At 50.4% G+C, this 14,703-nt stretch carries 9 protein-coding genes; 3 read left to right on the forward strand and 6 right to left on the reverse strand.

Annotation, left to right across the window (positions count from 1 at the left end):
• Position 1: 1 nt before the first annotated feature.
• A complete protein-coding gene (locus NDA01_RS07680; protein ID WP_348227469.1) occupies positions 2-1,183 on the reverse strand; it encodes a septal ring lytic transglycosylase RlpA family protein in 1,182 nt (393 codons plus the stop codon).
• A gap of 356 nt (positions 1,184-1,539) precedes the next feature.
• On the opposite strand from NDA01_RS07680, the gene NDA01_RS07685 reads away from it, so the two are divergent.
• Both NDA01_RS07685 and NDA01_RS07690 read left to right on the forward strand, forming a co-directional pair.
• Positions 1,540-2,388, forward strand: coding sequence for a M28 family peptidase (locus tag NDA01_RS07685; RefSeq protein ID WP_348227470.1), 849 nt, complete (start codon positions 1,540-1,542; stop codon positions 2,386-2,388).
• A gap of 34 nt (positions 2,389-2,422) precedes the next feature.
• Positions 2,423-3,871, forward strand: coding sequence for a class I SAM-dependent methyltransferase (locus NDA01_RS07690; RefSeq protein WP_348227471.1), 1,449 nt, complete (start codon positions 2,423-2,425; stop codon positions 3,869-3,871).
• Between the two features lie 24 nt (positions 3,872-3,895).
• On the opposite strand, the gene NDA01_RS07695 is transcribed toward NDA01_RS07690, so the two are convergent.
• Positions 3,896-5,917, reverse strand: coding sequence for an alpha-amylase family glycosyl hydrolase (locus NDA01_RS07695; protein ID WP_348227472.1), 2,022 nt, complete (start codon positions 5,915-5,917; stop codon positions 3,896-3,898).
• 142 nt (positions 5,918-6,059) lie between these two features.
• Positions 6,060-6,905 (reverse strand): VanW family protein, encoded by an 846-nt coding sequence (locus NDA01_RS07700; protein WP_348227473.1) that lies wholly within the window; start codon positions 6,903-6,905, stop codon positions 6,060-6,062.
• 126 nt (positions 6,906-7,031) lie between these two features.
• On the opposite strand from NDA01_RS07700, the gene NDA01_RS07705 reads away from it, so the two are divergent.
• The gene (locus NDA01_RS07705; RefSeq protein ID WP_431193344.1) at positions 7,032-10,700 is read left to right on the forward strand and encodes a hydantoinase B/oxoprolinase family protein; all 3,669 of its coding nucleotides are present in this window, start codon (positions 7,032-7,034) and stop codon (positions 10,698-10,700) included.
• Here NDA01_RS07705 and NDA01_RS07710 read toward each other — a convergent pair.
• From NDA01_RS07710 to NDA01_RS07720, 3 genes are read right to left on the reverse strand one after another with little or no spacing between them, the layout of a single operon-like run.
• Entirely contained in the window at positions 10,697-11,698 is a 1,002-nt protein-coding gene (locus NDA01_RS07710) for an ABC transporter permease subunit (RefSeq protein WP_348227474.1), read from the reverse strand. The genes NDA01_RS07705 and NDA01_RS07710 overlap by 4 nt on opposite strands.
• Positions 11,695-13,248, reverse strand: coding sequence for a sugar ABC transporter ATP-binding protein (locus NDA01_RS07715; protein ID WP_348227475.1), 1,554 nt, complete (start codon positions 13,246-13,248; stop codon positions 11,695-11,697). Before NDA01_RS07715 ends, NDA01_RS07710 begins: the two co-directional genes overlap by 4 nt.
• 20 nt (positions 13,249-13,268) lie before the next feature.
• Positions 13,269-14,270, reverse strand: a complete 1,002-nt coding sequence (locus NDA01_RS07720; RefSeq protein ID WP_348227476.1) for an ABC transporter substrate-binding protein — start codon at positions 14,268-14,270, stop codon at positions 13,269-13,271.
• Positions 14,271-14,703 lie beyond the last annotated feature (433 nt).

Below are 14,703 nucleotides of genomic sequence, written 5' to 3' on the forward strand. Positions count from 1 at the left end.
CCTATAGGCCAGCTCTAAGTTGTGAATTTGCGGCAATGCTTTGAGGAGCATTGGGTTGCATAATCACTGCTTGGAAGGGAATGACTCCTGCGTCTTCGCTGTTGATTTGGCGAGCGGCTTCGCGCGATAAGTCTAAAATGCGGTTGTCTACATAAGGACCGCGATCGTTAATTCGCACCACTACCGAATGGCCACTGTTGAGGTTTGTCACTTTGAGATAGGTGTCAAAGGGAAGTGAGGGATGGGCTGCAGTTAACTCATTTTGGTTAAATGTTTCACCCGTCGCCGTCAGCCGACCATGAAAATAGGGGCCGTACCAAGAAGCCAGCCCCTGAATCTTTTGGTCAGTTTCCACCAGACCGTACATTTTGGTTTGGGCTTCCGCCAAGGTTAAGGGTGGAGTTGCCAAAGCAATGCGTAAGTTGTTCACCCACTCAACTGCTAACAATTCGCGCGTGCGCTTCAAGTGAGCGGCGATCGCTGGGTCAACCACAAACAGAGTGCGATCGCCGACTTTGCCAGCCGGGTTCCCTTGGGCCATACCAGGCTGCAATTTAGAGGCATCAAAGTGAGGATTCTCTAAGGTTTGTTTAAACTGTGACCCTACCCATTCCGCTTGGTCGCGAGTCGGCAGCTCAGCAATGAGATAGCCTTTCACCCACACTTGAAACACCGTGCGATGAGGAGACTGAGACGAGAAATTTTGGATAAAAGCAGTGTGTCGGAAAGCAGACCACTTCTGCTGTCTTCTAGCGAGGCTACTACCCTCTGGCGTAATAGCCCGATTAGCTCGGACTATCACCACTGCTTTAACGGCATTCAGGCTATTTTCCTGACCTTGCCAAGTAAACAAATCCTTAAATAGCCGCAGGACTTGACCCGGATAGTGGTCCATGAAGTTCTTGCTAGCGGTCGTTGTAATCGCTAGAGAACGAGTAGCCCAAAGTTGAGGTTCTAATTTAATCGCCGCAATACTAGCAGGGGCAGTTCTTAATTTAGGGTGAAAAAGTGAATTTTCGACCGGATTGAACCAACTAGAGGTTGAAGAAGAGATCAAAGCACTCTGGCGCTTGGGCTGCGGTGACACGCTTAGCAACGCTAACTTAGGCGAATAGGTGCTGTAAAGATTGGAGGTGACTGCGGGTTGGAGCCAAGCTGTAGTGGATTTGGAAGGTCTACTCACTGCCGAAAGAATCTTGGCAGGAAAGGTGCTGAATAGACGCTCAGGCGCTTTAAGCAAACCTGGTCCCGAAGAGAAAAAGTACTCAGCTTGGGATGCAACCCAGACAAGACAAAATAGCAACATGTATAGATAAATGCTTGAGAGGATGCACAAAATGTCGTATACAGTAGTGCTGTATACAACCTCTGGTAGCTAGGTAGTAGAGTATACTAACTCTAACCGCGAAATAATCCACCTATAGGGTGAAACCCCCTACTGACCCTAAGTAGAAAGTTTTGTCATGAAAACCTTCCGCTAAGCGCAGCCATTTTTTCTTGGTAAGTTGCCACTACCGTCTAGTGGAATGGAAGTTTTAGGTGGAGTTAAAATCTCGATTAAACCAGCATTTAACTCAAGTCGCTCGCGATCGCGATCCTTACTTAGCCACGGCTGGACACTTTTTTGTTCAACAATACATCCGCCAACAGTTAGAACAATGGGGCCAGGTGGAGGTCCAAGAGTTTCAGGTTCAGGGCATGAACTTGAAGAATTTGATTTTGGATTTGCCAGCGATCACTACAGCAAGGCGCAGCCCCAGACCGCCGATTTTGATTGGGGCTCACTACGATGCTGTAGTCGGTTCACCGGGAGCAGACGATAACGCCACAGGGGTAGCAGTGCTGCTGGAGCTAGCGCGGGCTTTTCACCAGGCACCTGCTCGCTATCCAGTACGGTTAGTCGCCTTCGACTTTGAAGAAACTAGCTACAACCTCGCAGGCAGCACTTATTACGCAACTTCCTTGCAACAAGCGCCTCTGCGCTTAATGCTGGCTCTAGAAATGCTGGGGTATTGCGATCGCGCCCCTGGCTCTCAACAATATCCACCAGGCTTAAAATATTTCTTTCCCAACCAAGGCAACTTTATTGGCCTCATTGGCAATCTGAAAACAATTCCCGACTTAATGCACCTCAGCCATCATTTGCGTCGGGTGGGCGTGCCTTGTCGCTGGTTGCCTGCTGGCAAAAGAGGATTAGTTTTGCCAGATACCCGTCGCAGCGACCATGCTGCCTTTTGGGACCGAGGCGATCGCGCCCTCATGGTGACCGATACGGCACATCTACGGAATCCGCACTATCATAAGCCCAGCGATCGCATTGAAACTTTAGATTTAGATTTTTTAACGGGTGTCTGTCGTGGCCTAGAAATGGGCATTCGTTCTTTATAGATGAGTTGCCCACCCGTTTTTCAGGAATTTAACCATGACCCATAGCCAGCAGCCCACAGAAACTGTTTCCCCAACAGGTGCTAGCGGGGCGATGCCAAATTACTCCGCAGACATTCAAGCAGAACCTGGAGAAGTGACTGACCACACCTCTTTAATTCTGACATTGCTCCTGGCAGAGCGAGCCCCAGAAGCACAAGGTGTCTGGCTGTCAGTGCTCTCGCAACAAAGTGCTAGTCAGCAACAAAACAGCACGCTTGAATTGATTCAATTCTTGGCGACTACAGCTGAGCAATATGAACAGAATGCCAATTGGAAAAATGCTTGGTTGATTCGTTCTTACATTGCCCAATTCCTTCCCAACGATATTAATAATTCGCTAATCCTAATTCGACTTGCTATAGAGTTGAAAATATTTGAGCAAGAGGGAAGACGGTTCTTAGCATCGGCAACCCATTCACTGGCATTTGCCCAAGGCTTTGAACAAGTAAATCTCAACCTTTTAGAAGGAGTGCTACAAAAACTAGCCGCAATTCATCCTTTTCATGAATTGTTTGATATTTGCTTTCTAAACGACAATATTCGCCAGAACCCCCAATTTGATGCCGTCAGAAATCAAGTGGCGATCGCTCATAACAACCTGGGTTTAGTGTTTCATCAGCAAGGATCTTTAGACCAAGCGTTTGGGGCATTCCGTAGATGTCTGGAAATCCAGGCAAGTATTAGTCCTGTCCATCTTTCCAAGATATTTCTCAATTTAGGAGTCACCTCTGCTCAAAAGCAGCAGTTTCAACCAGCAGAAACCTACCTAAAACAGGCTTTAGAGCTAGATGCAAATAGTGCTGATGCTGCAAGAAGATTAGTTGATGCCAGGTATAAACTCCACACTGCGGCCAAAAGCTACACATTTACATCAGATTGGTTTAGCTTCAATATTCCAACGTGGCAAGTACATTTGCAGCAGTTCGTAGGTCAACCCAATTTAACTGTTCTAGAAATTGGTAGCTGGGAAGGCCGCTCCACTTGCTGGCTATTAGAAAATGTCTTGACGCATCCCTCGGCAACCATCACTTGTGTAGATACTTTTGAAGGTAGCTTCGAGCATCAATCTTACGACCCTGACTACATCAAATCTCTCGAAGACCGTTTTGATTTCAATATTCAACAATCTGGTGCTTTTGAAAAAGTCAAAAAGATAGTGGGCTCGTCTCATCAAGTGCTCAAAAGCTTGCCGCCCAATACCTATGACTTCATCTATATTGATGGCTCACATCTTGCTTGTGATGTACTGATTGATGCGGTGTTGAGCTGGCCCTTGGTCAAAGTCAAAGGACTACTGGTATTTGATGACTATGACTTTAGGTTCCCTAACCAGCCCAACCAAAACACCCAGATTGGCATTGACGCATTTGTTAGCAGCTTCTCACCCAAAACTGAAATCATTCACAAGGGTCATCAACTAATTCTGAGAAAACTAGCCGAATAGTAGCCTCTGCAACTGGCGATTTCTTTAAGTGCTTTGGCTCAAAGCGTAGACTTGCGCTGACCAGGGATAAATGGGTTCTCGGCCAATGCGATCGCCTGGCACCCATCGCTCCTGTGTAACTTCTTGCCAGCGATCGCCCTCAGAGATTTTTGGCCAGTTGGGAATAAAATACTCAGCATTCGGTTCGGTGGGGTTGGGGGTGCCGTAGTCGGAGAAGTTGGCTACTACTACAACTAGATTGCGGCCATAGCCTCGTTGCCAAACCATTACCCGCTTATCGTCGCTAAAATCGCTGTGGATAAACTGAATGTCGTTGGAGGCGATCGCGTCAGAAGCCGTGCGCAAGCGTACCAATCGAGCCACATAACCAAAAATTCGCTGTCGCCAATCTTCGCTGGCACGGCTGTAGTTCACTGGGTCAACTTGTTTGTTGGTATCTCCCTGACCTGGGTAGTTGAGGTCTAAATCTTGCTGGTCGGCAAACTCATCGCCAGCCAAAATCATGGGAATGCCCACCGCAGTGAGTAAGCAGGCAAAGGCCAACTTGATGCGCGGTTCTGTGTCGGCGACGCCGTTGTTAGCCAGCCAGTTGTAGAAGCGCTCATTGCCTAAGCCGCCGATGTCGTGGGAGGTTAAATAGTTGACCGCTTGGGCACCATCCGAGAAGCCTAATAAACGGCAGTCAAGCAGTTTGCGAACACTGCCCTCAAAACTAGGATCGCCATACCAGTTACGGCCTAAAATCACCTGGCGAATGATTTGCTTGAACTTCTCATTCCACAAGCCGTCCAGACGGTTTTGCTGCACCAGCTCTAATGGAACGCTGAGTTCTTCGCCCACCACTAAAAAGCGATCGCCTGTCCCGCCCCGTTGTTGCCAAAGCGATCGCGCATAGTCCTTGAATTCTTGCAAAAAGTCGTAATTGGTGACGTTGTTGACGCTGTCTAGACGCAACCCATCCACGCGGTAATAGTCCATCCAGTGAGCAATGTGGGCTTTCATGTACTCACGGGTAGGCACCAAGCGCGATCGCTCTCCGGTGATCGGGTGATAGCCCTCGACGGTGTAGTTGTACTTGAACAAATCGCCACCAAAACCATCTCGATTGGTTTGCTCTGGATCGCTGCTACCAAACTGGATGTAAAAATCAAGGAAATTCATGTTGGCGTAGGGATTGTTGCGAGAAAACGCCATCACCGCGTCGTAAAAGAAGCGCAGTCCGTGGCGATGACAGGTTTTGACTAAGCTCGCTAAATCAGTTGAAGCAGTGGGAGCACCTTGATGATCAGGGCTGCCCAAGTCGAAGTCGGCGGCGAAATAGTTGGCGGTGCCGTAACCCCAATTCAAATTGTCGTCACTGTCGGCAGGAGGCAGCAGTTCTAGGGCATTAACGCCGAGTTCTAGTAAGTGAGCGCGACCTAGTTGCAGAGCTGGCACATCTGGGAAGTCTGGAGCAGCTTCCGCAGGTTCTAAGAGAGATTCCACATCTCGAAAGGCCCCCTTACCCACAGTGATATCCCCACTACTATCTATCCGAGTCCAACGAGTGGGTAGCTCGTAAATCACTAAGCGATTGTTGGGAGGTAGATCTAAGAGTGGGCGATCGCCTGTCCAATCCACCACCTGCCCTTCTGGATCGCAAGGAATTAGTTGTCCAGCTTGATACAGCACGACACTCACCGGATCACCACTGGCTGCACCGTCTGCTTCCTTAGGACTAGGGGCGGCAAAGCGGCGATCGATGGTGTAGGCAGTGGGGTCTGTGCAATAAAGGAGGGGACGGGTGGAGTTGTAGGGATTGGTGTCACGGATTTTGAACCAATAGCCGTAGACCTGCCCATCGCTAAGGTTGCAGTCTTGTGCTTTCACTTCCCATAAATCGGGAAACTGCGGCGATCGCTGGAGCGGGATTTCGCGAAATTGCTCAAACTGAGAGTTTTTAAGGTCAGCATAAGAGCCAATGTAGAGCGCTGGAATCGGGTCAATACTGCCAGGACGCCACAGTAGAAAATGAGTTTGCTTGCGATTCAGCAGATCGGCTTGCATAACCAACTCTCCCAAGATAAGCAATGGTTTTTGTAGCGCAGTAAGAGAGGAATAATGGCAACTGATGGGTCAGCCATTCAATTCACAAAGTATTCACGCTGGGACAGGGCTACCCTCGGTTCTTAATCAATTTCAAATAGTTCTAAACACTAGCCGAGGTCGAAGTGGAACTGGAGTTGTAGTAAGAACTCTGGCTAGGCTGGTAGAGGGCGATCGCTTCGTAGTCAGGCTGCCAAATTCTTGATGCTTCTAGATGGGCTTGGATGGGTCTACCAATATAGCGAGTCACTTTGACGCGATAACCAGGCATCCCATCGGCGTTAGGAGCAGGCGTTTGCTCTAGCGTCTCAGCAGTGACATTCACCGCAAACGGACAGGGTGTAACGCCCCAAACACTTGAAGTTACTTCGGCCCGCTCTGGATCAACGTCTAGCCTTAGTTGCAACGGGATACCACTCGTATTTCTCACCATCAGATCCTTATAACCGTAGGCAACCGTGGCATCTCGCCCTAGAGGAAAGAAACGCTTGCTACCGTAGGGGTCGATGCTGTGGTGATGCCGTTCTAGAATCTCAAATCCAGCCAGCAGAAAAGTATTGAATAAATTCGTAGAAATCAGGCAGAGTCCACCGCCAAAATCCAGCTTGACTTCACCTCTCACAAAAACTGGTCCTTCCCGAAAGCCACTAAAGCGAGTGGGACGCGGGACTCGATGCCAAAAGCTGAAGATTTGTTGGGGTTGTATGGTCAAGCCATGAATTTTTCGAGCCGCCAATTGTAGATTCCACAGCCGATTCTCACTCACCTGCGGAGAGTCAGGACGTGGGGGAATTGGAGTTGTAAATTGGCTCCACAGATACGAATAGCGCTCAGCCGCCTCTGGCTGTTGGAGCCGAGCGTAGTACCAGGGATACCCTTGCTGCCAAGCAGTGCTATATTTCAACCCAGACTTCAACGAAGTTTTGCAGGCTTGCCAGATTTGTTTCATGCTGTTGAGAGGAAGTTTTAGTGAATGCAACGCCCTGAACAAGGCTGATTCCTAAAAATCCATAGAATTTGTCTCTCAAAAACATTCCTAGGGTTCGAAAAGTTAAGCAAAATTACAGCAGCACGAGTGTGGCAATGGCTGGGGGCAGAAATGTCTGGTGAGTCTAATTCGGGTTGGCAATTTTGGATCGATCGGGGTGGCACCTTCACCGATATTGTGGCGCGACGATCAGATGGGCAATTGGTAGTTCACAAACTGCTGTCAGAAAATCCGGAACGCTATGCAGATGCTCCCCTCCAAGGCATTCGCGAGATTCTCGATCTAGCGGTTGAGGCACCCATCCCAGCAGAGCAGATTGCAGCGGTGAAGATGGGAACAACTGTGGCCACCAATGCCCTACTGGAGCGGAAAGGCGATCGCACCCTACTCCTCATCACCAAAGGCTTTCGGGATGCGTTGCGAATCGGCTACCAAAACCGCCCCAATATCTTTGCCCGTCAAATCATCTTGCCAGAAATGCTGTACGAGCAGGTGATTGAGGTGGAAGAGCGCTACACGGCTCAAGGTGAAGAATTAACTCCAGTGAATCTGGCAGCAATTCGTCCTACCTTGCAAGCAGCTTATGACAGTGGCATCCGAGCTTGCGCGATCGCCTTTCTTCACGGCTACCGTTATCCCAACCATGAGAAGCAAGTTGCTGAGCTAGCGCGAGAGATTGGATTTACACAAATTTCGGTATCCCATGAAGTTAGCCCGTTGATGAAGTTAGTAAGTCGAGGGGATACGACGGTTGTGGATGCCTATCTCTCTCCAATTCTGCGGCGCTATGTCGATCGCGTGGCAGGCCAGCTAGGCGATACGCAACTCATGTTTATGCAATCCAACGGGGGACTAACTGACGCAAAATTTTTCCAAGGTAAAGACAGTATTCTTTCGGGGCCAGCGGGAGGAATCGTTGGTGCAGTCCAAACCAGCAAGTTAGCAGGGTTTGAGCAAATCATCACGTTTGATATGGGCGGCACTTCCACCGATGTGGCGCATTACAACGGCGAATATGAGCGCACCTTTGAAACTGAAGTTGCGGGTGTGCGGATGCGATCGCCAATGATGTCGATTCACACGGTCGCAGCAGGTGGTGGTTCGATTCTGCAATTTGACGGGTCACGTTACCGAGTTGGCCCAGAGTCAGCAGGTGCAAACCCTGGTCCTACTTGTTATCGCAAAAATGGCCCCTTAACCGTGACCGATGCCAATGTCATGGTGGGCAAGTTGCATCCTCAGTTCTTCCCCAAGGTCTTTGGCCCGAACGGAGATTTGCCGTTGGATGCCGAAGTAGTGCGAGAGAAATTTGCCGCACTCGCCGCCCAAATTCGCCAAGCCACCGGAGACAAGCGCACCCCAGAACAAGTGGCTCAAGGATTTCTGGCGATCGCAGTAGAGAAAATGGCGAATGCAATCAAGAAAATCTCTGTTCAACGGGGTTATGACGTTTCGGAATACACGCTCTGCTGTTTTGGTGGTGCGGGCGGACAACATGCCTGCGCGATCGCGGATGCTCTAGGAATGACACAGGTGCTTATTCATCCGTTTGCTGGCGTGCTGTCAGCCTATGGAATGGGCTTGGCGGATCTGCGAGTGTTGCGAGAGCGATCGGTCGAGGCGAAGTTGACGGATGGGTTGATGCCTGGGTTGGAAAAGCTGTTGGCTGAGATTGCTGATGATGCTAAAGCTGAACTGATGCAGGCCCTCCTAACCCCCCAAAATTGGGGGGAATCGGAGTTTTCAAATATTCAAGTTCTCTCTAAAGTGCATTTGCGCTATGAAGGAACCGATTCTGCGCTGATTGTAGAGTTTGGCAGTATCCCAGATATAGTAGCTCGGTTTAAAGCGGCTCATCGACAGCGGTATGGCTTTATTACACCAGACAAGGCACTGATCGTAGAAGCCGTTTCTGTAGAAGTGGTGGGAGTCACTGAGATTCCTGAAGAGGCGCTAATTGAGAGGCAGAGAACTGGAGACCTAGAGGCGATCGCGACTGTCCAAATATTTACATCTGATACCTTGCACGATACTCCTGTTTTCGATCGCACTCATCTACAACCTGGCGATCGCATCTCAGGCCCAGCCATCATCATCGAAGCCACCGGAACTAATGTGATTGAACCCGGATGGCAAGCGGAGGTCAACGAGCGGAATCATTTGGTATTAAAGCGCATCCAACCTTTGACGAGGCAGCAAGCGATTGGCACGAATGTTGATCCGGTGATGTTGGAGATCTTCAACAACTTGTTTATGGCGATCGCGGAGCAGATGGGGTTTACGCTGCAAAACACCAGCTATTCGGTCAACATCAAAGAACGTCTCGATTTCTCCTGTGCGGTTTTTGATGGGCAGGGTCAACTAGTGGCGAATGCGCCTCATATCCCGGTGCATTTGGGGTCGATGAGTGAGAGTGTGCAGAGTTTATTAGCTGCAAAAGGAGATCAACTAAAACCAGGCGATGTCTATGCCATCAACAATCCCTACAACGGCGGGACGCATTTACCAGATGTGACGGTGATTACGCCAGTTTTTGCGGCGGAGGGCAATTCAGATCATTCCTCTCCCCTCTTCTTCCTCGCTTCTCGCGGTCATCATGCGGATATTGGCGGAATTACACCGGGGTCGATGCCGCCGAATAGTACTTTGGTGGAGCAAGAGGGAATTCTGATCGATAACTTCCAAGTGGTAGATCAGGGGCAGTTTCGAGAGCAAAAGCTGGCTGAGCTGCTAACTTCTGGGTCTTATCCGGTGCGGAATTTGACGCAGAATTTGGCGGATTTGCAGGCACAGATTGCGGCGAATGAAAAGGGAATGCAAGAGCTGCATCGGATGGTGGAGCATTTTGGCCTGGAGACGGTGCAAGCTTATATGCGCCATGTGCAAAATAACGCCGAAGAGTCGGTACGGCGGGTGATTGCGGTGCTGAAGGATGGCAGCTTCACTTACGAGATGGATGATAGTAGCCAGATTCAAGTGGCGATCGCCATTAACCACACCGCCCGAACTGCCCGAATTGATTTCACTGGCACTTCCCCCCAGCAACCCAACAACTTCAATGCACCTTTGGCTGTGACGAAAGCAGCGGTGCTTTATGTGTTCCGCACCTTAGTAGAGGATGACATTCCCTTAAACGCTGGGTGTCTCAAGCCTTTGGAGATTCATATCCCAGAAGGTTCTATGCTCAATCCACAATATCCAGCGGCAGTGGTAGCGGGAAATGTAGAAGTGTCGCAGGCGATCGTGGATACGCTGTATGGGGCGTTAGGTGTGTTGGCGGCTTCTCAAGGCACAATGAACAATTTTACCTTTGGCAGCGATCGCTATCAGTATTACGAAACGATTTGTGGTGGTTCCGGCGCTGGTCCTGGTTTTTCGGGTACTGATGCCGTGCAAACTCACATGACCAACTCTCGTCTCACAGACCCGGAAGTGTTGGAATGGCGCTTTCCGGTGTTGTTAGAAGCTTTTGCGATTCGGCCTGACAGCGGTGGTGCGGGCAAACATCGCGGTGGCAACGGCGTGATTCGTCGCATCCGTTTTCGGGAAGCTATGACAGCGGCAATTCTTGCTAATCGTCGGCGGGTTCCACCTTTCGGTTTACAGGGAGGTCAACCGGGGGCGATCGCTCGTAACTGGGTAGAACGGCAAGACGGCACCATTGAGCCATTAAACAGCAAAGCCGAGGTCGCAATGAACCCCGGCGATGTGTTTGTGATTGAAACCCCTGGTGGTGGAGGTTACGGTTCGCTTTAACGGCGATTGCGACGGCGCAAACGGTCGATCGTCACAGCCGCGATAATCACCAAACCTTTGACTACCAGTTGCCAGAAATAAGACATATTCAGCAAGGTCAGGCCGTTGTTGAGCACTGCGATAATCAGCGCACCCACTAATGTGCCGACGATGGTGCCAATGCCTCCAGTAAAGCTGGTGCCACCGAGAATCACTGCTGCGATCGCATCTAACTCATAGCCGTTGCCCAACATCCCTGTGGCGCTGTAGAGGCGGCTGGCGCTCATGATGCCCGCTAAACCGGAGAGCAAGCCACTGACGCCATAGACAAACAGCAGTACCCGATTGACTTTAATCCCGGTTAAGCGAGCCGCTCGTGAGTTGCCGCCCACTGCGTAGATCTGCACGCCCAATACAGTACGCCTGAGGACGAACCAGCTCGCCGCCACTGCCAGTAACGCAATCACCACTAGCCAAGGTATAGGGCCAAGATAGTTGTTGCCAATCCAGGCGAAGTTGAGGTCACGGTTGATCACGGTCGTGCCGTTGGCCACTAAATAGGCAGTGCCTCGCCAAGCTGTCAGTGCACCTAAGGTGACGATAAACGGTGGCAGATCCAGGAAGGCAATTAAGGCACCGTTGGCTAATCCCATTCCCAACCCTGCCAGTAGAGCTGCGGGAACAGCCGCCCAACCTAGCGCCGGAATCAGGGAGACTAGCACCGCGACGACCGCAGACACCCCCAGAATTGAGCCGACAGAAAGGTCAATCCCTCCGGTCAGAATTACGAAGGTCATCCCGGTGGCTAGCACAATGTTGATTGAGGCTTGCCGAATGATGTTGACCAGGTTGCCAGGGGTGAGAAAGGTAGGCGTGAGAAACGTAAACAGAATGCCAATAATCAGCAGGATGGGCAGAATCCCTGCCACTTGAAGTAAGTCCTTGGCTCCTTTGCGTTTCTGAGCGTGGGGTCGAGCGCTCGTCTGATCTTTCGGCGGTCTTAATTCTGTTCGGCTCATGATCCTGCTACCTCCGCTGCGCCAGTGGCGTAAGCCATGATGTTTTCTTGTGTAATCTGTCTGCCAGTGGAGCCACCCAGTTCGCCCACCAGCTCTCCTTCTCGCATCACTAAAACGCGATCGCTCATTCCCACCACTTCCGGCAGTTCGCTAGAAACCATAAGGATGGCGACTCCTTCTGCGGCCAAGTCGCTAATAATGCGGTAAATCTCACTTTTTGCGCCGATGTCTACCCCACGCGTCGGTTCATCCAGCAATATGACTCTGGGTTTAATCGCCAGCCACCGAGCTAGCAATAGCTTCTGTTGATTGCCCCCCGATAGGTCTACGGCTCGGATTTCCAAGTTGGCGAGACGTATATTGAAGTTCTCTACCGCGTCCGTCGCCACTTGATTGACTGCACCCCAATTGACCAGGCCAGCATGGGCGTCTTGCTTCAGCCGATTCAGGACGATGTTTTTGCGAGAACTCATCTCTAAAAACAGCCCTTGATCTTTGCGGTCTTCTGGGACATAGCCAATGCCTGCGGCGATCGCATCACCGGGGGAGTTGATGTTCAGCTTCTGACCGTTCAGAAAGACTTCGCCATTGGTTTTAGGGTCAGCGCCAAAAATCAGCCGCGATAGTTCCGTCCTACCCGCACCAACTAGACCAGCCAGCCCCAGCACTTCTCCCGCATGGACCGAAAAACTAGCAGGTTTCACCTTACGCCCATTACTCATGTTTCTCACTTCCAGAACCACCGGACCTGGCGTACTTTGCCGTTGGTGCTCGTAGAAGTCCTGCATGGCACGACCGACCATCATCTGCACTAGGCGATCGGGAGAAATCTCGCTGCGAGTCAGGCTACCAATGTATTGCCCATCCCGCAAAACGCTGACCCGATCGGACAAAGCATAGATCTCTTCCATTCGGTGACTGATGTAGATAATGGCAATGCCGTCACTCCGCAACCGTCGAATCACCTCAAACAGGTGTTCGGTCTCCCTGTCAGACAGAGCTGCTGTCGGCTCGTCCATCACCAAAATGCGGCTGTTGTCCTTGAGGGCGCGGGCGATTTCTACCTGCTGTTGTTCGGCGATCGCCAGATCCCCAACGATGTCGTGAGAGTTAAAACTGGCTCCTAAAGTTCTGAGGACTTGGGCTGCTTCTCGTTCCATACCGTCGCGATCGAGAAATGGCCCTCGCCGCAACTCCCTGCCCATGAACATGTTTTCGGTCACGGTCAAGTTGGGCGCGACATTTAACTCTTGATAGATCAGGTTGATGCCCGATTGTCTGGCGATCGCTGGATCGGTAATGTTGACCGGGCGACCGTTGATCAGGATCTCGCCTTCGTCCGCGATATAAGCGCCCGCCAGGATTTTCATCAACGTGCTTTTGCCTGCCCCATTTTCGCCCATCAGGGCATGAACTTCTCCGGCATAAATGGTGAGGTTCACACCTTGAAGGGCAGGGACACCGTGAAATCGTTTGGTGATGCCTCGCATTTCCAGGACTGGAGTGGCGATCGCTCCTTCTGGGGATGAGGCTCGGATGTCGGTGGTCATCAGTAGCTCCTAAATCAATCTCACTGCCAGCCTGGATATTCGCTGACGTTCTCGCGCGTGATTAGCTTGACTGGAATCAGAATGTCGGGGTTGGCAGGTTTCTTGCCATGCAGAATGTCATTACCAACTTGAACGGCCTTGCGGGTCATGCCTAAGGGGTCTTGAGCCGCCGTCGCGACAAAGAGACTATTGGGGTCTTCGATCGCTTCTTTAGCTTCCGGTGCGCCATCCACGCCCACAATGAAAAACTCACTGCGTTTGGCTTGGCGAGCTGCTAACTCTGCCCCGACTCCCGAAGGATCGTTAATCGCAAACACGGCATCGATTTTGGGGAAAGAGGTGAGCAAGTCACTCATCACCCTCAGCCCACCATCTCGACTGCCTTCAGCGTTCTGGTCTTTGGAAAGAACCTTGATACCGGGATATTTGGCTAAAACTTCCTCACAGCCATCGACTCGCTCAAACACAGAGTTGACCGGGGGGCCATTGACGATGACGATGTTGCCTTTCCCTTTCAGGCGATCGGCAATGTATTGGCAACTCACTTGTCCCGCTTGGACGTTATTAGAGGTGATAGTGGCATCTACACCTCCCTCCGCCCCTGTATCTACCGCAATCACCGCGATGCCCGCTTGTTTGGCCTTCTCTACGGCTGGAGCAATGCCTTTACTGTCACCTGCGTTGAGGACAATCACATCGGTATCGGAAGCAATGAAATTTTCGATCTGGTTAAATTGCTGGTTCAGGTCATAGCCACTAGAGACCAGCGTGACTCTGACATCTTCACCGCCAATTTTTTTGGCTTCCGCTTCCGCTCCTCGCCCCATCAGAACGAAAAAAGGATTACTCAAATCGCCCACGGTGACAGCCACAGATTTCAGCTTTACCGCTTCCTTGCTTGGGTTGCCCTGATTTCCCTCGACCGCTAATCGGTTATTTGGGGTAGTCGGTGAGCAAGCCACAAGCGCACTACTGGCGAGACTCAAAGCGCCAGCAGCGATCGCTACTCTCTTCACGTTCATCTATTTCCACCAACTCACTAAGAGAGCCAACAGAATATAGATCTGCGAATTAATCAAAAGCGTGAGCTAGCTCTAAATCATTCAGACCTAACTGAGAGGCATTTGAGCTTCTGCAATTTCAACTCTTCCTAATATTTTGTTTTTGATTTAGAGAAGAGCGCTATTAGCTCCAACTAACTGAATGCCTTAACTGGATGCAGAATTATCTCTGCACTTCAAAGCATTAAGTTATTTACTTATGTTAAAACACGTTTAGAAGTGTTTAATCTCGAAATAGCCTTTAGCTAAAACTGCTAGAAGATGTTGATATTAAACTGACAGATTTATATTCGAATGACTCTTTACTATGTTTATCCTCCGCTTTTATAAAAACAAACCACATCTATCCAATGGCTTAGTTAGTATCACTAACTCAATTAATAATTTATTTATC

Source organism: Trichocoleus desertorum AS-A10, from assembly GCF_039962155.1.
Taxonomy (GTDB): Bacteria; Cyanobacteriota; Cyanobacteriia; order FACHB-46; family FACHB-46; genus Trichocoleus.

What these genes read in the sequence shown, in the direction of transcription:
- NDA01_RS07720 (WP_348227476.1), bottom strand. Translation starts at nt 14,270, where the DNA reads ATGAACGTGAAGAGAGTAGCGATCGCTGCTGGCGCTTTGAGTCTCGCC.
- NDA01_RS07695 (WP_348227472.1), bottom strand. Translation starts at nt 5,917, where the DNA reads ATGCAAGCCGATCTGCTGAATCGCAAGCAAACTCATTTTCTACTGTGG.
- NDA01_RS07710 (WP_348227474.1), bottom strand. Translation starts at nt 11,698, where the DNA reads ATGAGCCGAACAGAATTAAGACCGCCGAAAGATCAGACGAGCGCTCGA.
- NDA01_RS07690 (WP_348227471.1), top strand. Translation starts at nt 2,423, where the DNA reads ATGACCCATAGCCAGCAGCCCACAGAAACTGTTTCCCCAACAGGTGCT.
- NDA01_RS07715 (WP_348227475.1), bottom strand. Translation starts at nt 13,248, where the DNA reads ATGACCACCGACATCCGAGCCTCATCCCCAGAAGGAGCGATCGCCACT.
- NDA01_RS07700 (WP_348227473.1), bottom strand. Translation starts at nt 6,905, where the DNA reads ATGAAACAAATCTGGCAAGCCTGCAAAACTTCGTTGAAGTCTGGGTTG.